This window comes from Ohtaekwangia koreensis (genome assembly GCF_900167975.1).
GTDB lineage: Bacteria > Bacteroidota > Bacteroidia > Cytophagales > Cyclobacteriaceae > Ohtaekwangia > Ohtaekwangia koreensis.
Map to the genome: position 1 here is coordinate 506,926 of NZ_FUZU01000003.1, position 18,178 is coordinate 525,103.

At 38.9% G+C, this 18,178-nt stretch carries 19 protein-coding genes; all 19 read right to left on the reverse strand.

What is annotated here, in order from left to right; all coding sequences use genetic code 11:
- Positions 1-7: 7 nt before the first annotated feature.
- The gene (locus tag B5Y40_RS21265; RefSeq protein WP_159453769.1) at positions 8-415 is read right to left on the reverse strand and encodes an exosortase F system-associated membrane protein; all 408 of its coding nucleotides are present in this window, start codon (positions 413-415) and stop codon (positions 8-10) included.
- On the reverse strand, positions 412-957 hold the full coding sequence (gene xrtF, locus B5Y40_RS21270; RefSeq protein WP_079688855.1) for an exosortase family protein XrtF: 546 nt from the start codon (positions 955-957) through the stop codon (positions 412-414). The genes B5Y40_RS21265 and xrtF overlap by 4 nt, the downstream gene beginning before the upstream one ends.
- Before the next feature lie 2 nt (positions 958-959).
- Positions 960-1,586, reverse strand: coding sequence for an acetyltransferase (locus tag B5Y40_RS21275; protein WP_079688856.1), 627 nt, complete (start codon positions 1,584-1,586; stop codon positions 960-962).
- On the reverse strand, positions 1,583-2,197 hold the full coding sequence (locus B5Y40_RS21280) for an acetyltransferase (RefSeq protein ID WP_221408969.1): 615 nt from the start codon (positions 2,195-2,197) through the stop codon (positions 1,583-1,585). The genes B5Y40_RS21275 and B5Y40_RS21280 overlap by 4 nt, the downstream gene beginning before the upstream one ends.
- Positions 2,184-2,789 carry a sugar transferase gene (locus tag B5Y40_RS21285; RefSeq protein WP_079688857.1) on the reverse strand — a complete coding sequence of 202 codons (606 nt, stop codon included), beginning with the start codon at positions 2,787-2,789 and terminating at the stop codon, positions 2,184-2,186. Before B5Y40_RS21285 ends, B5Y40_RS21280 begins: the two co-directional genes overlap by 14 nt.
- Positions 2,790-2,842: 53 nt before the next feature.
- Entirely contained in the window at positions 2,843-4,006 is a 1,164-nt protein-coding gene (locus B5Y40_RS21290) for a glycosyltransferase family 4 protein (protein ID WP_079688858.1), read from the reverse strand.
- Entirely contained in the window at positions 3,993-4,994 is a 1,002-nt protein-coding gene (locus B5Y40_RS21295; protein WP_079688859.1) for a polysaccharide deacetylase family protein, read from the reverse strand. The genes B5Y40_RS21290 and B5Y40_RS21295 overlap by 14 nt, the downstream gene beginning before the upstream one ends.
- On the reverse strand, positions 4,991-6,202 hold the full coding sequence (locus tag B5Y40_RS21300) for a hypothetical protein (RefSeq protein ID WP_079688860.1): 1,212 nt from the start codon (positions 6,200-6,202) through the stop codon (positions 4,991-4,993). Before B5Y40_RS21300 ends, B5Y40_RS21295 begins: the two co-directional genes overlap by 4 nt.
- 2 nt (positions 6,203-6,204) lie before the next feature.
- Positions 6,205-7,197 (reverse strand): GNAT family N-acetyltransferase, encoded by a 993-nt coding sequence (locus B5Y40_RS21305; protein WP_079688861.1) that lies wholly within the window; start codon positions 7,195-7,197, stop codon positions 6,205-6,207.
- Positions 7,198-7,325: 128 nt separating this feature from the next.
- Entirely contained in the window at positions 7,326-8,309 is a 984-nt protein-coding gene (locus B5Y40_RS21310) for a GNAT family N-acetyltransferase (RefSeq protein ID WP_079688862.1), read from the reverse strand.
- 72 nt (positions 8,310-8,381) lie between these two features.
- Positions 8,382-9,506 carry a glycosyltransferase gene (locus tag B5Y40_RS21315; RefSeq protein ID WP_245840691.1) on the reverse strand — a complete coding sequence of 375 codons (1,125 nt, stop codon included), beginning with the start codon at positions 9,504-9,506 and terminating at the stop codon, positions 8,382-8,384.
- Positions 9,503-10,612 carry a glycosyltransferase gene (locus B5Y40_RS21320; RefSeq protein ID WP_079688863.1) on the reverse strand — a complete coding sequence of 370 codons (1,110 nt, stop codon included), beginning with the start codon at positions 10,610-10,612 and terminating at the stop codon, positions 9,503-9,505. The genes B5Y40_RS21315 and B5Y40_RS21320 overlap by 4 nt, the downstream gene beginning before the upstream one ends.
- Positions 10,609-11,667 (reverse strand): acyltransferase family protein, encoded by a 1,059-nt coding sequence (locus B5Y40_RS21325; protein WP_079688864.1) that lies wholly within the window; start codon positions 11,665-11,667, stop codon positions 10,609-10,611. The genes B5Y40_RS21320 and B5Y40_RS21325 overlap by 4 nt, the downstream gene beginning before the upstream one ends.
- Positions 11,654-12,916 (reverse strand): glycosyltransferase family 4 protein, encoded by a 1,263-nt coding sequence (locus tag B5Y40_RS21330; RefSeq protein ID WP_079688865.1) that lies wholly within the window; start codon positions 12,914-12,916, stop codon positions 11,654-11,656. The genes B5Y40_RS21325 and B5Y40_RS21330 overlap by 14 nt, the downstream gene beginning before the upstream one ends.
- Positions 12,917-13,121: 205 nt before the next feature.
- Positions 13,122-13,856, reverse strand: coding sequence for a glycosyltransferase family 29 protein (locus B5Y40_RS21335; protein WP_079688866.1), 735 nt, complete (start codon positions 13,854-13,856; stop codon positions 13,122-13,124).
- Positions 13,846-14,481, reverse strand: a complete 636-nt coding sequence (locus B5Y40_RS21340) for an HAD family hydrolase (RefSeq protein ID WP_079688867.1) — start codon at positions 14,479-14,481, stop codon at positions 13,846-13,848. Before B5Y40_RS21340 ends, B5Y40_RS21335 begins: the two co-directional genes overlap by 11 nt.
- Positions 14,459-15,157, reverse strand: coding sequence for an acylneuraminate cytidylyltransferase family protein (locus B5Y40_RS21345; protein WP_079688868.1), 699 nt, complete (start codon positions 15,155-15,157; stop codon positions 14,459-14,461). The genes B5Y40_RS21340 and B5Y40_RS21345 overlap by 23 nt, the downstream gene beginning before the upstream one ends.
- On the reverse strand, positions 15,150-16,709 hold the full coding sequence (locus B5Y40_RS21350; protein WP_079688869.1) for an aldolase catalytic domain-containing protein: 1,560 nt from the start codon (positions 16,707-16,709) through the stop codon (positions 15,150-15,152). Before B5Y40_RS21350 ends, B5Y40_RS21345 begins: the two co-directional genes overlap by 8 nt.
- Positions 16,697-18,178, reverse strand: a complete 1,482-nt coding sequence (locus tag B5Y40_RS21355) for a capsular polysaccharide export protein, LipB/KpsS family (RefSeq protein WP_079688870.1) — start codon at positions 18,176-18,178, stop codon at positions 16,697-16,699. Before B5Y40_RS21355 ends, B5Y40_RS21350 begins: the two co-directional genes overlap by 13 nt.

Below are 18,178 nucleotides of genomic sequence, written 5' to 3' on the forward strand. Positions count from 1 at the left end.
ATATTCGTTAGTTGAAAGTATCCTTTGTATTAATTTTCTTTTGATAGTAAAACGCAGGGATTAGTAACAACAATAGCGTTGGATTCAAAATCAGCCTGTGCAAAAAAGAAAGTAGTGGTCCATTATAATCTGGATAGTATATTTTCATCACAAAGTATGGGATCAGAAAAAAGATAATTCCTATACCCTGTACCCAGAAAGAAAAGATCAAATACTTTCTCTCGTAGAATAAAGCATAAATCAATCCGATAGTCAACAAATCGTTTAGCAAAAAACGAATGGTTCTGTTAATAATAAACTGATGAATGCTGCTGTTGGTCAAATTAAAAATTTCTGCAACATTAATGCGTTGAAAGAGAAAAACCAAAGCGAGTCCAATGGCTGAAAGTATTCCTATAACAATGCGTAACCTCATTTTTTTTGAGATATCGTGGTGGGTGAAATCCTCACCCACCAAATCCATAAAACCAAAACAGCAACATAAATTATCGCCGTAAAGAAATATTTGTGAGTAAAGTACATATAGTCTGGTCTGTTACGCGCTACCCAAAAAAGCATGGTGATTCTTCCCAGATTTATCAAATGTATAAGTATGAATCCCACGGGAATAAACCAGATCATTTTTTTACTAAAAGGTCCAAAGGCAATAATGAAGGAGATAAAGACAATCATTACGTTGATACCATTGCATCCTTCATAAACAGAGACGATACGCTTTCCATCACAAAAAAGCGTGGTTGTAGGTTTGGTCATCGAATTTTCAGTGATGACATTCATTCCCAATCCGATTAAAACAGATGCTGAGTGGTTTGAAACCACTTGCGTTATAGGATCCGGTTTTGGATGATACGATGTTATATACATGCCATATAGTAAACTCAATACTATATATAGTCCGACGAATTTACCAAGGAAGTAAACAGTTGGTTTGAATTCTTTAAAAGATAGAGCGCCCATGTTCAAATTTCTTTTGCCGGTACACCGGCTACCGTTACAGACGCAGATACATCTTTGAGCACAACAGATCCCATGCCTACCTGCGTGTTATTTCCTACTGATACTCTATTTAAAATATTGGCGCCTGAGCCAATGAGCACAGACTGGCCAACGTTTACTTCTCCTGCAATGTTAACTCCACACATAATGGAGGTATAGTCTCCAATTTTAGTGTCGTGTCCGATGGTACTGTTGAGATTAATCAGTACATGATTGCCGATATGTATATCGGTTGTTAAAACAGAACCTGCACCAATTACACTTCCGGTTCCTATTGCAATGCTGGTTGGGTCTTGTAAAATCACTGAAGGATGAATCAAGACTGGATATTGTACAGCGAACTTCTTCAATTGTGCTTCGACTTTCTTTTTAACCAGCGGGTCACCTATGGCAAGAACGATATAGATGGGGTGCTTCATTGATTTCAATACAGATATATCACCTATGATTTCAAGTTCTTTTATATAGGTATTAGGTGCTTGAAGATCATCGATAAAACCAACTGGCTCCCATTCGGGCAATGAACGCAGAAGAGCTAAAATCTCTCGACCAAGTCCTCCTGCTCCATAAATCAGCAGGGGCTTCTTCATGGCTTATTATATTTAATAATCTTAGCTGGATTTCCCACGGCCACAGCGAAATCCGGTATATCATTAATGACAACGGAGCCCGCACCTACCGTAGCCCATGCTCCTACTCTCTTCCCGGGAATGATGACCGAACCCGCTCCTATAAATGCTCCCTCTCCGATGGTAACACAACCACAAAGTATGACACCCGGTGCTGCGTGAACATAATCATCCAAAATACAATCATGATCTACTCGCGCTCCTGTATTAATGATAACATGATTTCCGATACGGGCTTGTGCCTGTATAATCGTGCCTTGCAAAATCATGTTGCCAATTCCCATGGTGGCGAAGGTAGACACAATGGAAGAAGGATGGATCACATTTGTGAATTGATGCCTAGTTTGAGAGACTACTCGTTTACGGATGAGATTACTCCCAATAGCAACCACTGCTTTGGCAGAAGGTTCAAAGTCTGGATCATACTGTCCTTGTTGTGGTATACCAAATAAATCTCCAGCATATTTCGGGTCGAACAGCGCAACAACATTTTCGCCTTGAACTAATAAACTGTCCAGTACCACACGGGCATGCTCACCACCGCCTTGTAAAATTATTTTATGTGTTGCCACGAAATTTTTCCATTGTTACCGAGGTGCCACTGCTAACACCTTCAGCTTTAAAAACTTTTACAATTGTCAAAAATAATATTTTAATATCTAACGCAAAGGATATACGGTCAACATACCATACATCGCAGGCAAAACGCTCTGGCCAGTTCAGTGTATTACGACCGTTCACCTGTGCCCAGCCGGTAATACCGGGTTTAACTTCATGCCTTCTTCTTTGTTGTTGATTATATAGCGGAAGATATTCGACCAGCAACGGACGCGGTCCTACAATAGACATATCTCCTTTCAGTACATTAATCATTTGAGGCAATTCATCGAGCGAAGTCTTTCGTACGAATTTGCCAACGGCTGTCAGGCGCCTATCATCGGGCAACAAATTGCCTTGAGCATCCCGTTCATCGGTCATTGTTTTGAACTTAATGACCTTGAATATTTTGCCATCCTTTCCAGGGCGCTCCTGCAGAAACCACACGTTTCCCTTGTTGGCAAACCATAATAGTATAACAGACAACACCAATATAGGCGAGGCTATAATCAGCACCGCAAAAGCAGTGAGTCTGTCGAAAAAAGGTTTTAAAATCGATACGTACACACTCGATACTTTATTGACAAAGATACGTTAAGCTATACATGACACGTTGCATTTTATATTGTTAAGCGCGCTTTATATTCATTCAACAATTCGTTCCATACAAACTGCTGATCAAAATTTGCTACTATATAATCTCTGGCGGCTTTTGAATATGATTGTCGTAAGGATATATTTTCCATCAGTGTAACCATGGCTCGGTATACTGCTTCCGCGTTCTTTACAGGAACAATGATTCCGGTTTGTTCATGCTGAATAATTTCATTGCAACCATTGATGTTCGACACGATACAGGGTACATTGAGACAACACGACTGCATCACTACATTCGGAAATCCTTCTCGATAACTTGGAAAAACAAAAACATCGGAAGCCATTATCCAGGGGCGAACATCAGACTGAAAGCCTGCCAGGATAACGCTCTTATTATTGTGCAAAAATTTATAGTCGTCTTCATGAAGCGGATCAAGCTCCTGCTCAAACGGACCAATCAAGAGTAAATATACCTTTGCTCCTCCTGGTAATTCGGGGAGCTTTTTAAAAGCATGAACGAGTTCTCCTATACCTTTATCTCTAACGATTCGTCCGACAAAGGAAAATACAACATCGCCCTGTTTTATTCCGTAGCGTCTGCGCAGTTCGCTTGCCTGCTGCTCTATATCTTCGGATCGTTTAAAACGACCTGTATCTATACCGTTACTACTGCCTTTGCCGATGATCTTCAGTTTGTCGTTATTAACACCCAGCGATTGCGTCATATAGTCTTTCAAGCCTACTGAGTTCGGATATACACCTGTAGCACAAAAGTAAGTTATCTTCTCGGTGACTACGAGTATAGATCGTTTCAACCCGGTTGCTTCAACCAAAGGCAAACCTGCTACGGTATGCATGCGGACAGGCACGCGACACAGCCAGGCTGCGAGCATTCCAATAAGCCCGGCTTTAGGCGTATGCGTATGCACTATATATGGACGGATAGACCGGATGATTCGCATCATTTTCCAAAGACAGAGAAGATCCTGAATGGGTGTGATCTTTCTTGTAAGTGGCACTTCAATGTGCTTTACCCCTTCCTTTAGTACTTCCGGTATTTCCTTGCCCGCTGCACTCATGGTATATACTTCAAAACCTTGTTCGCGCATAAAGCTAAATTGTCCCTTCAGTAAAAGGTGCAGTGAAATAGGAACCGTAGTAATGCGCAGCAATCTAGTTTTTTCCATGAAGCTGATAGATACGATCTGCAGTTTCTCCCATCGTTAAACTTTCCATTTTATAACGATTCTTACAAAAGTTGTAGTGTTCCAGAATTTGCGTCAGTCCGGCTATACTTTGCTCCGGAAAGCTTCCAAAATTGTGTGGATGCCACCACAAGTGATATACTTCGCCGCGCTTGGCAGCACGCTCCAGTTCACTCTTAACGCGGCCTATCTTCATGGTATTCAAAAAGTATTCCGAAGGCCTATACGGGCGTAGCAACCTGCTTGCCGGCAAGCACAATGGAAGACCAGAGCGTACTTCGACTGTATCCAATGCATAGGTGTTTTTCTTCCCGATAGGTATATATGCATCAGCTCCTCGATTGAGACGTTTTAGCATTGATTCATTTTGTGTGCTGCGGATATCCCAGAACCAATCGCGAGGATTATCGCGAACCGTTACAAATCCTTCTTCATAACAGGCACGAAGATAATCTTCATTGAATTGGTTTCGCGGGAACACCAACGATTTCAACTTCTTTCCATACAGGGCTGCTGACTGCTGTGCTGCGCGAAGATCCGCACGAAACTGTTCCAGAGTCTGCCCTGCTTCGTTACAGTAATAGTGAGCAAAAGTATGTGACCCTAATTCCTGGTATTGTGTATTTAGAATGATCTTTATCAGTGAAGCTGCATAATGAAATGGATCTTCTTGCTCATCTTTACCTATGCCTTGGGTATCGATAAAGTTATAGGCCGACAATTGTTTATCGGCATAGGTTGGTTTCTGCGAAGGTATAGCATTACGTAGCGACTCATTGTTGTTATGAAACAACATTCCTACACTGGCCCAGGTAACATGTACTTCGTGCTGTTCAAACAACGAAAGCATTTGAGGTATAACCTTACGCGTATTAAAAAAATACTGCTGATACTGTTGCAAACTCCATTTTTCAAAGCCTCCCCAATGGAGTTCAAAATCAAGAGAGATTGTAAATATACCTTTCGTCATGTGGTTGCATTTGTAGCGTTCTCCCGGGATCGTCTCAGCTTGATTAATTGTTGATGCTTCCAGGCTTTAAATTTTTCTTCATCCATAAATGCCATAACAACAAACAAAACCAAAATCATAACCTGGCTTTTCTGTCGCATCGCTAAACCTAAATTTCCGGAAATCTGTGCTAAAGCAATTGATATAGTTATAAAACTTAAGAAGGCGGTTTTTGCCAAAAAATTGCCGGTCACCAGAAATTTCAATCCCTTTAAATTCCCAATAAGCTTTAATGATATTAACAAATAGAAAACATTTTCAAATGAAACGATGATACCAAGAAATCCGGGAGCATCCACGAAGAGTGGCCGATACAGAAATGTAAAGACCTGCATGGGTAAACTATATTGAGAGATGTCTACACCCGAAGATGCTTTGGTAAGTTCTTTTGCACGATGCGACAGGTCTAATCCCTGCGTTACAAATTGCTCTTCATCAATACCCACCATAGTAAGAACATCTTTATAAATAAAAAAGAAAGCAACGGAAGCACCCGCCAAAAACATAATTCGTAATGCTATGCTTACCCCTTTAGATGAAAAAATAAATCCCATGGCCGATGATACCAATATTACAAGCATGATGTGCGGCCTCACATGATAAATAATTAGCCCCCCAATAGCCAGCGCCCATATTCTTTTTTTGACGTTAGTAATCGCGTAAAAGAATAATCCGAGCCCCATAAAAATAATAGACCCCTTCCCCAACGATGTTGACCAAAAATGAAGGTTAGGTAAAAAGAAAATTAAAGTAAGAAGGTCATATCCATAAAACTCATGCTTGAACCGAATATTCTCCTTAAAGAATATATAAAAGTATACGAACCCGAGAAAACCAAAGAATGAGAATAGAGCCATTAGAGCTTCGTAAGAAAAGCCCAGATAATTTACAAAAGGATAGCTCACCCATTCAATGAATGGGGTACTTGTTCCATAGAAATCAGACCAGGAATCTCCCCTAAAACCGATAGATACTTTTCTGTAATAGTTTCTGGAGTCGGAAGGATTGTAAAGTATATATGCAAAGTATGCGAAGGATAATAAGATGTGATAGAAATAGAGCCTCTTGAGAAGAGCATCATCTATAATGGGATGTATTTGCTTTAACCTGTTGATTAAGGCAAATGAAATCAATCCTGTAATTATAATGACTAATATCCCTCCAAGCATGTCTAAAATAATTCAAGATCTCCAAAGGAAGGACTCCACCCTTCGAAGCCCGTAAAGTTGCTTAAATCTGGCAATATTATATTGTGAATCATTACAGTCGGTCCAACTTTACGTTTTAATACTAACATATCTGCTCCCAGAAGATTCGCGATTCCAAAGTTCCCTGACGTTACATAATCAGCATTGTGTTCGTGAACCTTACTATCCAATATCTGCTTCAAATTCTGAACATACTTTTTATCGGAAAAAAAAACATCGGTGATTCTGAATTCCGTCCCTGCAAACGTATGCTTGATTCGATAAAAAAATAATGCTTTCAATTCTTTATCCTCAACTCCTGCCGCATGGTATTCTGCTACCGGTACATCTGCATAACGCCACTTCAATGTCGCAGCAGAGTGCTCTGTAATTACATTAGAGCCATAGAGCAAATTATTTAATGATATCAGCTTAGCCAACCCAACATTATTCAAATAGTATGAGATTGATTCATCTTTTTTTAACGTCGTTTTTTGCCTTGCCTTTTTTCGTAACACAACATCGAGCATCATCGATACCGGTCTTATCACCTTCATTTGAATCGGTAACTTACCGGCCTCTGCCCAACCTAGTTTAGTATATCCTCGTTTACTTTTTTTATTAGGTGTACTGAATAACATCCCATATTCATATTTATGGCAATGATCTATTAATGCCAAGGTTAGTTTTCCAAACATACCGTTACCTTGATAGTCCGGATGTACAACAGTATCTACTCCCCTCACCGCTTCAATGATCCCATTACTTGACCTCCACTTCCAACGCATAAATGTTCGAACGCCAACGATTTTATTTTTGTCAATGGCCAATAATACCAATGACTTTCCAAAAGGGTTATCCTGATGTTTCCATCGCCAATAAATTTCAGATTTAGGAAGAAGACTCTCTCCTAATCCTAGCTTCAGTAGGCTTACGATTTCAGGTATGTCACCTTCCTCTGCGAGGCGAATTTCCATATAGTTTAAAAGGCAGGTAGGTACTTATTCTTTAGATTGCTAACACGGCTAGATAATAGTTTGAACTCTAAACACCTAAAGGTTTTTCGTATTTATTACTCTGACTTGTAGTGTCCAAACAGGTGAATCTAAAACAACTCGAGATCACCAACGGATGGCCCCCATCCATGAAAATTAAGGAGCGTATTGGCAGCATCAAACGTTATATTTCGAACTGTAACAATAGGCCCTACTGGTAACTTTCTTAAATATGGTCCTGCTCCGTTCAACCAAGAATTTAGTCCTGAAACTGTGACATAGTCAGCCGCATGGAGTTTTACCAGTTCCTTTACCATAGCACGTACTTCTGCCCTATACTTATCAGCGTCCATGAAAATATCGGTTACCCTAAGTTCATTGCCTGCTTTGGAAGACTTCAATCTATATACCAATAAAACATTCAGCTTTTCTCCAGTTTGTAATGCACGAGTAAAGTATTGGGCTACCGGTACATCTTGATATCTCCATTGTAATGAATGTACAGAATGTGACGTAATGATTTGATCTTTACAGCGTGCTGCGTTCTGTTTCAAAAGTTCTTCAAGCCCCGAATGTTGAAGATGCAGTTCCTGGCAACTATCATTTATCTTTATTGATGACCGTTTAAGTCTTGACATATTTAGTGCGATAGAAAATGGATGTACTATAGGAATGCTAATAGGAAGTTTCCCTGCCTCTTTCCATCCCATCTTAAGATATCCTGGCTTACTACTATTATTCGGAGTATTGAAAACAAAATGCCATTTTTCACGGGCGCAGTAATCCAAAAGCTCCAGAGTCAGTTTCTTAAAAATACCGCGGCCCTGATAATCTGGATGTGTGGCTGTATCTACTGCACGGACAGCCTCAAAGATTTGTCCTGCAGATCTCCATTGCCATCGCATAAACGCCCGCACACCTACCAATGTATCATTTTCAAAAGCCAGTATTACAGGAGATTTACCGAACGGATTATCAATATGTTTCCATTGCCAATACTCTTTTGACTTTGGCATGAGTTCCTCGCCAAGGCTTTTTTTTAGTAACTCAACAATTAAAGGTATGTCGTGCTCGGTAGCAGTCCTGATCTCCATAGCAATTCTTTGTCATGCAATACTCGCTATTTTTCAACATTATTGCTTTCCGCTAATCGAGGGAAATGCTAATTAGTACTCTTTTACTTCCTGCTTATATACGTCTTCAAGTGCCTTCACCATTCTCTCCATGCTAAATTCCTCCTTAACACGTTGTCTTGCCTGGAGGGCTAACGTATTTCTTTTTTGGGTATCTGCAATTAGCTCTGCTGCAAATTCAACCAAACGCTCCGGTTCATTAACATCGCACAGAAGGCCATCTATACCGGGCCTGATCACTTCTTTTATACCTCCTGCATTCGTAGTGACTACGGCACATCCCGAAGCCATAGCTTCTAATAACGCAATGGGCAGACCTTCGAAGATGGAAGTCATCATATACAAATCAAATGTCGATAAGTACGGACGCACTTCTGTTTGAGTACCGGCAAAATGGATTCTGTTCTCCAGGTTCAGCTGCTTTTGTTTTTCGAGCAACAGATCCTTCAACGGACCATCTCCTACAATGATGAAATGGGTTTCTGGTCTTTGTTCAAGAATTTTTTTTGCTAGCTCAATCCATAGATCCAATCGCTTTTGAAAACGAAATACTGCTATCGTACCAACTAAAGGTGCATCAATAGGTATATTAAACTCTTTACGAACATCCTCTCGTTTAAATTGTCCAGGTGCGAATCGTTCGGTGTTAACACCATTCAGAATGGTATTCAATGATGCCTTTAAATTCGATTTATGTTTGCGTATAGATTGCTCTACATCTTCCGAGACGGCTATGATTTTCGTAAGCCAATTCAGTGTGAGCAGATTTACTAGTCGCGTAGCTATATGATAACGCTCCTGCTTATTATGCTCGGTATAAATGACAGGAATACCAGACAGTTTCCCCGCAATACGGGAAGCTACACCAGCCCATGGAAGATGTGCGTGGATCAAATCTATATTGTGCGCTTTTGCATATTCTGAAACAGCCTTCGACTTGAACAGTAGCTCGATATTGTTACTTGCCGCAATACAAGTAACTTTTCCTCCGTGTTCAAGAATAGAGCTCACCATAGCGTCCTTCCACGGAAGAAAGTATATATAATGAAACTCGAATTGATCTTTATTATGCACGCGCAGTGTTTCCGGTAGCAACATTTCAGCGCCTCCCCTGCCTAGTGATTTGATAACGTGAAGGACTTTTATTTTTCGATTCATACTGCGCTTTTACGGTTCAGAACTTTGGTATATGCGTCAGCGAATTTTTTCGCTATTCTATCATTCATGAATTCTTTTTGCACAAATTGATTAGCATTCTTTTTAAGCTCAGTTGTCTTGGTTGTGTTTACGAGTACATCTTTTACTGCTGCTATAAATTCGCCTTCGTTATCCTTATCGATCAACCAACCTGTTTCATTATTTCTAACAACCTCGCTGATACCACCAACGTTATACGCTACTACGGGCACCTCGCAATAAAAGGCTTCCAATATTACTCCGGGCAGTCCCTCTATCCTGCTTGGCAATGTGAACACATCAGCATTAGACAGAATCGACAACACATCAGAGCGATACCCTAACAATATCACATGATCCTCAAGTCCCATCGCTGCAATTTTTTGTTGCAGGCTTTCACGAAGCTTTCCATCTCCCAATATCAACACTTTAATATTGTTATATTCTTTCGCTACTTCACGGGTTATACGCAGTAATGCTTCGTGATTTTTTTCCGGAACGAGGCTGGCAACATTCACGATCACTTTTGCCGAGTTAAAATATGGACGTACATCTTCCGACAGAGTCTTATCAATGATTGCAGCATCGATACCAATCGGTATCATCGTAGTTTTCTCTGGAGGTATACTATAGGTCTTAATAAAGTCAAGCCTGCATAATTCACTTACTGAAATGATATGCTGTAGCTGATTAACCAAAAATTTATTAAAGACAAGTTTAGGGTGGGACGTAATGAAGTCGCTTACTTTATTGGCGTTCCTATATACAATAGGAGTTTTCCATCGGTAGAATAATTTAGATAAGGCAACAAATTTTAAAGTATCACCTGCATTCGCCTGAATTATATCTGGCTTATTCTCTTTTATATATTTGGCTAGTTGCTTCCAACCCTCAACATCAAAAAATCGTTTCGCCAAAGGTCTTTTCAGATTTACCAGCTTCCCTTTAAAAGGAAGTTTCGCGTTGCCATCGAGTAAACAAATAACAGTGACTTCATGCCCCATATCCAGCAGGTGGTTGGATAACTGGCAGGCGAACATCTCTGCTCCTCTTAACTGAGGCTTTTGTATGAACTGGAGGATTTTCATTGAAAATTATACTTTGACTTCAAACTATTGAATGGTTTCTCTACAATAAACCAAGACAGTGATGACACCATTAGTAAAATCATAATATTGAAAACAAAGAAGAAGAAATCGTGACTGAGAAAACTACTATGTCCTATTATTTTATAATAGTAATTATCGGAGAAACCAGGAATCAACGTGTGATATAAATAGATACCATAGCTTATCTTACCGCAAAAAACCAGTTGGTCATTGGTAAACATTTTTTGATAAAAAAAAGATATAGCATTCTTGCTTGGAACAACTAAATGAAATAATACAAACAACGAAAAGACTGACATAACTACTTTAGCCGGGATGAGCAATTCCAATGAGTAGATTTGCGTAATTATTAACCATGTTAAAATGACTAACGAAACAAAATTGATTACTTTAGAAAAAGTGGATATCCTATCCTCATGATATCGTTGAACAAATGCGAGCAAAGCTCCAAAACCAAAGGCGTCAAAAGCTGCAAACGGTAACAGTCCGAAAAACGTACCTTCTTTAACAAATATGATCTGGAAAGACAATCCTGTTAAAATAAAAACAACTATAAGGAGCCAGGTAAATCGTCTATTAACAGTCAAGACCAAAATGGGCCAAAGAAGATAATATTGTTCTTCAACGCTTAATGACCAAAGGTGCGAAACTGTTCCGCCTAGTTCATTCCTTTTAAAAAAAAGTATATTGGATGAATAGGCTAGAAAGTATGCTAGCTGATCTTGGATCAAAGTATATCCATAGAAAAACAAAAACAATACGAACAAATAGTATATAGGGAATATCCTTAGCGATCTTCTTATATAAAAGACCTTAATCGCAGACCAAACTCCGCCTTTATCAGCATCAATTTTATCCTTATAACTAAAAAGAATAGAGCTTATCAGATAACCACTGAGTACAAAAAAAATTGTAACGCCAATAGCTCCATTAGGTAAATAATTTAACCAATGACTCTTTGAAACCCAATGAGATATAATTACTAAGAGAACTGCAATAGCTCTAAGCCCGTCTAAGGTTTTAATGTATTTCATCGTGGCGAGTTAGGGATAACAGTGACTTTTGGAGTTCAAAGTCCCAAGTGCCATTTGACAAAATATACTCCATTCCTCTTTTGGAAATCTCTTCTCTAAATTCAACATTTGAAATTAATTCTGTCAGTTTCGTGGCCATATCATTAATTTCCCCCGCCGTATAAAGCATAACAGTTTCACCATGCATAAACAAGCTTGGTATTTCGCCAGCCCTTGGAGCTAACGTTGCTTTTCCTGCAGCTAAATATTCTCGAAGTTTTAAAGGAGAATAATGAAATCCTTCTGATGATCTGGCACTCACAATAGCAATATCAAAAATTGAAACAAAAGAAGGAATTTGGGCAAACGCTTGCCTCCCCGCAAAAACAACAGCATCAGTGATCTCCAGTTCTTCAACCAACTTTTCTATGTTTACTTTTTCAAATCCATCTCCAACAAGAAGTAAACTGGTATCTGGATGCGATTGATGCACTTGGTTAAAAGCCTTCACCAATAAATCTAAACCATGAAAATTTCTAAAACTTCCTGTCCATCCAATTACCGTTTTATTGCTAAGTCTTAATGACTCTTTGAGTGATTTTGCATCTTGATTTTTCTTGAAAAGGTAAGGATCTACAGCCATTGGCGAAATCAATATTTTATTTTTTGGAATCCCCATCTTTTCCAATTTGTCAGCTACTTCCTGAGAAACGCAAGCGACTAAATCTGATCTTTTTAGCGCTGGGGCTTCGACAAATTTTTCCAGAAACCATCCCCAAACAAAGCGGTTTACACCCCATTTGGCAGATTCCCAAACCTGAGGTGCGTGGACATACGTAATTAAAGGCACCTTATATTTATTAGCCATTTCTCTACCTGGCCCAGGAAACAAATCGTGCTGTTCCCAGATAAAGTTTATATGCTCAGCATTAAATGGCAGAGGGTAAGAGTAATTGCTTTTTCTCCTAGATTTTCTCCACAGTAGTAAATCCTTTATCAATGTGATTAACATCAAAGGAATCCACCTACTTAATTGGCCTTGTCTTCCTTGTTTTATATTTCTGGCTGCTAACGGATAATGAATGACTTCATCGGGTTTTGCTATTCTGTCCGTAGTTAATACGTAAGCATCGCCTAAAGCCCTTGCTGCTGCCGCTGCCCATCCTGCAACTGTAATCCAAAGGGCTTCTGCACCAGCCCAATCACTGCTACTACGAGGCATAATAAATATGGCACAATTCTTCGTTATACTATCGGACTTCTTGCTCATAGTTCGTCGGTTGTCTATTCGGCTATATTTGGTTCTTCACCTCAAACATTGTCTCAACAAAATTGTAGTAACTGCCTGTATTAGGATAATAGTTTATGACGATTCGTGTAAGCATTGCTTATGCTGCACTAGGGAGTGCTTCGCCGTGGGATTATAAGAATTGAAGTTCTACTTATCAATTTGACGGCACGTTTAATAAAAGAGACTAGTTATTTGTCACAATAGCTTTCAAAGTATCATCCAGAATAATTGATTTCTCGTTGTTCTTTTCCAACATTTTTAAAAACTCCCTAAACTCAATATCAGGATCATGTAGCCCTTGAGCTGCTATATGTCTTTTGTTTGCTTCCATATCAACTAAATCATCCCTATACCCTTTACTGTAGGGTGTTTTAAAGAATGTAAAACCTGTTATATAAACCTCTTTAAAAGGCGATTTCAAAATGCTATATAAAGCCGCGTAACCAACGGTTGGCTTAAACCCATTAAATGGTTGCTCTATTTCGCGGTAATAAGCATTCGAAAGAAGATATGTTACCTTTAACTCATTGTATTTCTTATAAAAGTTATAGTTCAATCTCCATCCTTCTTTGTTATTAATTGGATTGACTACATACTTTACATTCCGCTTTTCAAATAATTGAAAGTCCAATGGACCTCCTCCGCTCAAGTTATTTTCATAAAAAGAATGAAATAAGACATCTGTTTTTGTACCGATAAACACTTCATTCTCTTGTCTCCAAGTTGTTAATGCCTTATTGATTCTAATCACTATGTCAAAAGAATCAATATAAGCACCAAGCTCCTTCTCATAAGCTGAGCTGGCAGCTCCGATTACTGCGATGCGCTTTCCTTTAAATATCTTATCAGGGTTAAAAATTCTAATACCCCAAGGCATTATGAATAAACCAGATATAGCTTTCAATAATTTAACGATCATAGCTAGTAAATGAATTGATATAGTCTACTCCGAGACCTTTCATTTGCACATTATTATACCCAAAGAAATCAACTCTATTGGAAGAAGCTGCTTCCCAGTCGTTTATTGAATCCCCTATAAAAGCAACGGTTTCTGATGGGTATTCAAATTCTTTTAACAGATCTGCCACAAGTTGTTTCTTCGGTGTTGGCGACCCATGTATAGAAATAAAATATCCATCGAGTTGTAGTTGCTGACAGAGATAGCGGAGCTCGTTCTGATCGGAACCTGACACGACATGCATTTTATAGTCTTGATAATTCTCTTTTATAAAAGCAATGGAATCATGAATCAACAATTCTATGTTTAGCAACTCTTTTCTCATCACCTGCGAAAATTCTTCCGCCAATGTAAGCACTTCCGGTTCTGTAATAGTTTCCCTTCTAATCACTTCAAAGAAGTGTCTGAATTTTACATAGCGCGAAAGTCCACCATTTTGTCGATGATAAACGAGTAGTTGCTCCACTTCTTGATCGGGATATGATGCCAACACCAATTGAAAGCCGCGATCACGAACGGGCATAGAGTCCATCAATACGCCATCAAAATCCCAAAAAATGGCCTTATACTTTGTAAAGTCTGTCATAGATAGCTTCGGCAATCAAAAAATCATCTTCCAAATCCACATCTAGTGATTTAATTGCACCTAACACGAAGATGTCAAGGTTTGGAGTGACTCTGTTGTTATACTTAAGATAGTTACTCTTGCTGTTGATATAAAAGGCATGATTTACCTCGTAGAGTGGCCTTAAGTCCTGCGTTCTTGGCCAATTTCCTCCTTCAATATCGAAGTTAATCATTTGCCGGCTATCGTTGTCCCAAAGAAACTGTTGCAGCTTATTCACGCTTAGCAAACTATCAAATGAATTATTGTTGAGGTTTTTAAAGTACTGTTCAATAGCTTGGTTGTAATCTTCAACACCAACAAATGGTGTCGTTACATGCAACCAAAGTATATGATCGGTGGATACGCAAGTCGGGACATAGGCAATCAGGTCTGATACCTTTGTTTCAGAAAGGCACAAATTCTCTGGTCGTTCAATAATACGGAGGCGGGTGTCTTTAAAACGTGATCCCACATCAATGGAAGCCGGATCATTCGTTGATAGTATAATTTCATTAACGTTTTTGAGCTTGAGTATATTTTGCAATTTTAAATACAAAAGCCCTCCCTTTATTCCGCAAAAGTCTCTTGTGTTCTTATTTGCAACACGCTCACTGCCTTTTCGCGTTGGAAGGAACACGCTTATCGAATTATCCATAGATGATTGAGTATACAGAATTTACATTAAGAGATTTATAATTAGTCGGTGTCAAACTATACAATGAGCAAGAACAAGAGTCTACAAATTTTTTGAACAAATATTCGTTCTCATATATAAGACTCTGTTCTTTCTGTGTAATCGACCCCTCCTGGTAACCGTCATAACCGATTACTGCCAACTCTTCAACACCTAAGCACAATGCAGTTTGCAATGCTATTGCCGTATGTGAATCCCCAAATTTATCCGTAAAAAGGTCAGAGGGCAATTCATAAGATTTGCCTCCAATAGCAGCAGGAATATATGTACCCATTTTTCTTGGATATGGAGGCAGCACACAGTTCCCTTTAAAATTTTTTATGTCTTCAAAAACTTGCTCCAATCTATAGCCTTCGTTGCCAACGAGTGAAAAATACTGATCGAAATTTATATCTTTATATAGTGCCGCGTTTTTTGACGAAGCGTGTATTATTACAAGATCGTTTTGTGCTTTGATGAATTCACTTATTGCCCTTTGGTGGTATCTGGCTGTAGGACCTCCACCGATGATCAGCCCTTTTTTACTTTTTTTGTTTGGTCTAAATTCGGCTAGCCTCTCATTGTCAATTATACCTGCTTTCTGATTTTCAAGAGCTCTAATAATACTATTGATTGAGTAATACCGGGTAGACACCCACTCCATTACATCCTTTTGTGGAAGCGAATTAGCGCCAGAAACCATATACGGTAGGTTTGTACCCCAGTGATAATTCTGTTTTAATTTTTCAAATCCGTCTACTGTCTTTGAAAGAGCATTAAAGTTTAGCTTCAGGCCCATCCTGGCATTCAGTGCGGTCAGCAGCAATTCTGTTTTCAAATTACCGGCACCACGTCCCATACCTGTAACAGTAGCATCAATAATCTCGGCACCGTGCTCCGCAGCAGTCAAAGAATTAATGAGCGCCAACTCCATATTATTATGACCATGAAAGCCTAACTTAACGGAGGTACGTTCTTTTACCATCTGTATAGTATCAATAACATCTTGCGGATATACACCACCATAAGAATCTACCATGTAAAAGTAATCTGCTACAGCATCTACATATTTTAGTTCATTTAAAAATGCAGTATTCTGCTTCCACTTGCTCATGTACATGGTGTTGAAACCTACTTCAAATCCCATCTTCTTGATTTCTTCTGCAAGTTTTAACGCGCGGCTAAACTGCTCTGGATCAAGCGCAATTCGAACCATATCAATCAGTCCTACGCATGGCTTTAATAGTTGCTCAACATGTTCAGGTCTAACATTTTTTTCATCCAGAATAATTACCAGCTTTTTAGTCGACAATTGCCTGGCTTCCCGCAACACATATTCCGGGCAATAAAAATATTCACCCAGATATTCTTTCATGGGATTATTTCTATAACCAATCTCTAAATAATCGACTGGTAAATCATTAAAGGAGTTCAGGTAAGTGTTCACCAGATCTCTATTAAAATCCCAATTCGTGTAGTAGCCACCATCACGAAGGGTACAATCCAATATTTTGTAGTTTATTATTTTATCCATTTCAATCTCATCCTAACGTTGAACACTCTATACACTATGCGAATTATTCTGGCTACTATTTTTGTCATCCAATCATAATCATTCATTCTTATACCTTTAAAAAGTGGCGGTGAGGTGATCGTTTTTTGATCATAATACTTCGCTTTAACGCCACCCTTCAAAGCATAAAAACCATACTTTATACAGCCAGTTATATCTTTGTTTGGCAAATCGGTTTTAAGCAAGCTCAAGATATCCTCTTTATCATTCGGAATATAGGCAACATCCAAAAACCAGTAAAAACTCTTTGCCAGCAAAATTACAGGTTTTCTCCAAAAACTTGATTCAATCCCTATACTGGAGCCAAAGACGATAATTTTATCAGCCATATTTATCAGCGCATAACTATCTACCGGGCTTTCAGGTGGAATCACATGGATATTTGGATGTATCTTATCCAGCGTAAGGATTCCGGTGGCCTCTGCTCCTTTGACACCTTTTAAATTAGGATGCATGCGGATTATCAGATTAGAATCTGGTAACTGTTTCCCCATCAAATCCACCACATAGTTGATACCGTCTAACTGGTCAACGAAAAAAGGATTCTTGTATTCTTTACCTACGGCAGCAAATTCATCGTCCGAACTTGTGAATAAAACAATGTTCCTGCTACTGTTTTTTACTTCCTCAGGCAACAAGCCTTTTTGTTGGCCTGCTACATACGACTTGTCAACAATAACTTTCCCCGCTTTCTTTTCCTCAAAAAACTGGATACCAATCTTCGTCTTTTCATCGAGTGTATATTCAGGATTATTCCAAGCCTTGTTTATCCACTCCGTCTTTGCTACAATGTTATGTGGTAATGTATTCTTGAAAATTTCTATATATCCTCCCGGACGGGTCCGCTCATAATTATAGCAATCTATACCTAAAGCTTCAGCCGCACGAAATATAGCTCTCTTATAGTCCATTCTGCCATTAAAACTTACTACGGTGTTAATACCGTTCTCCTTCAAAAAACGCTTACTAGCTATATATAGCGCCAAAGAATTAACTTTTGATTTCATTATATAGGTTGACTTATTTGCCAATTCCAAATCGCGACTCCGTGTATTAGAGATATAGACCGAAAGCAGTGCCTCTCCGATTTCAAAGTTGTGGTATTTGGTATTAAAGTCAATAGCGGCATTGTCGTTAAAGAACAAATTGGCTTGATTCAAGTCATCCGCTGTTAAGATATCCTGAAAACTTAAAGGCGTGTAATCACCATTAAATAGCCTTAGATTTCTATTCGCATTAATCCTACATGAAAAGCAGACGTTCGGCCTTCCCTCAAAATTAAAATAGCATGCATCAAAGCTATTTAAGCAATTCAAATAATATATTTTATCTGACGGACCTTTCGATTCAACACGTTCTGCCAGTTGATCCAGCATAATGGATCTTGAGCATGTGTTTACATTATATGCTGAAACTATCAGAGTATTCAT

Coding starts and splice junctions, on each gene's coding strand:
- B5Y40_RS21310 (WP_079688862.1), bottom strand. CDS start 8,309: ATGGAGATCAGGACTGCTACCGAGCACGACATACCTTTAATTGTTGAG.
- B5Y40_RS21355 (WP_079688870.1), bottom strand. CDS start 18,178: ATGAATACTCTGATAGTTTCAGCATATAATGTAAACACATGCTCAAGA.
- B5Y40_RS21265 (WP_159453769.1), bottom strand. CDS start 415: ATGAGGTTACGCATTGTTATAGGAATACTTTCAGCCATTGGACTCGCT.
- B5Y40_RS21350 (WP_079688869.1), bottom strand. CDS start 16,709: ATGGATAAAATAATAAACTACAAAATATTGGATTGTACCCTTCGTGAT.
- B5Y40_RS21300 (WP_079688860.1), bottom strand. CDS start 6,202: ATGCTTGGAGGGATATTAGTCATTATAATTACAGGATTGATTTCATTT.
- B5Y40_RS21325 (WP_079688864.1), bottom strand. CDS start 11,667: ATGAAATACATTAAAACCTTAGACGGGCTTAGAGCTATTGCAGTTCTC.
- B5Y40_RS21290 (WP_079688858.1), bottom strand. CDS start 4,006: ATGGAAAAAACTAGATTGCTGCGCATTACTACGGTTCCTATTTCACTG.
- xrtF (WP_079688855.1), bottom strand. CDS start 957: ATGGGCGCTCTATCTTTTAAAGAATTCAAACCAACTGTTTACTTCCTT.
- B5Y40_RS21315 (WP_245840691.1), bottom strand. CDS start 9,506: ATGAATCGAAAAATAAAAGTCCTTCACGTTATCAAATCACTAGGCAGG.
- B5Y40_RS21335 (WP_079688866.1), bottom strand. CDS start 13,856: ATGATCGTTAAATTATTGAAAGCTATATCTGGTTTATTCATAATGCCT.
- B5Y40_RS21320 (WP_079688863.1), bottom strand. CDS start 10,612: ATGAAAATCCTCCAGTTCATACAAAAGCCTCAGTTAAGAGGAGCAGAG.
- B5Y40_RS21275 (WP_079688856.1), bottom strand. CDS start 1,586: ATGAAGAAGCCCCTGCTGATTTATGGAGCAGGAGGACTTGGTCGAGAG.
- B5Y40_RS21330 (WP_079688865.1), bottom strand. CDS start 12,916: ATGAGCAAGAAGTCCGATAGTATAACGAAGAATTGTGCCATATTTATT.
- B5Y40_RS21340 (WP_079688867.1), bottom strand. CDS start 14,481: ATGACAGACTTTACAAAGTATAAGGCCATTTTTTGGGATTTTGATGGC.
- B5Y40_RS21295 (WP_079688859.1), bottom strand. CDS start 4,994: ATGACGAAAGGTATATTTACAATCTCTCTTGATTTTGAACTCCATTGG.
- B5Y40_RS21345 (WP_079688868.1), bottom strand. CDS start 15,157: ATGGATAATTCGATAAGCGTGTTCCTTCCAACGCGAAAAGGCAGTGAG.
- B5Y40_RS21305 (WP_079688861.1), bottom strand. CDS start 7,197: ATGGAAATTCGCCTCGCAGAGGAAGGTGACATACCTGAAATCGTAAGC.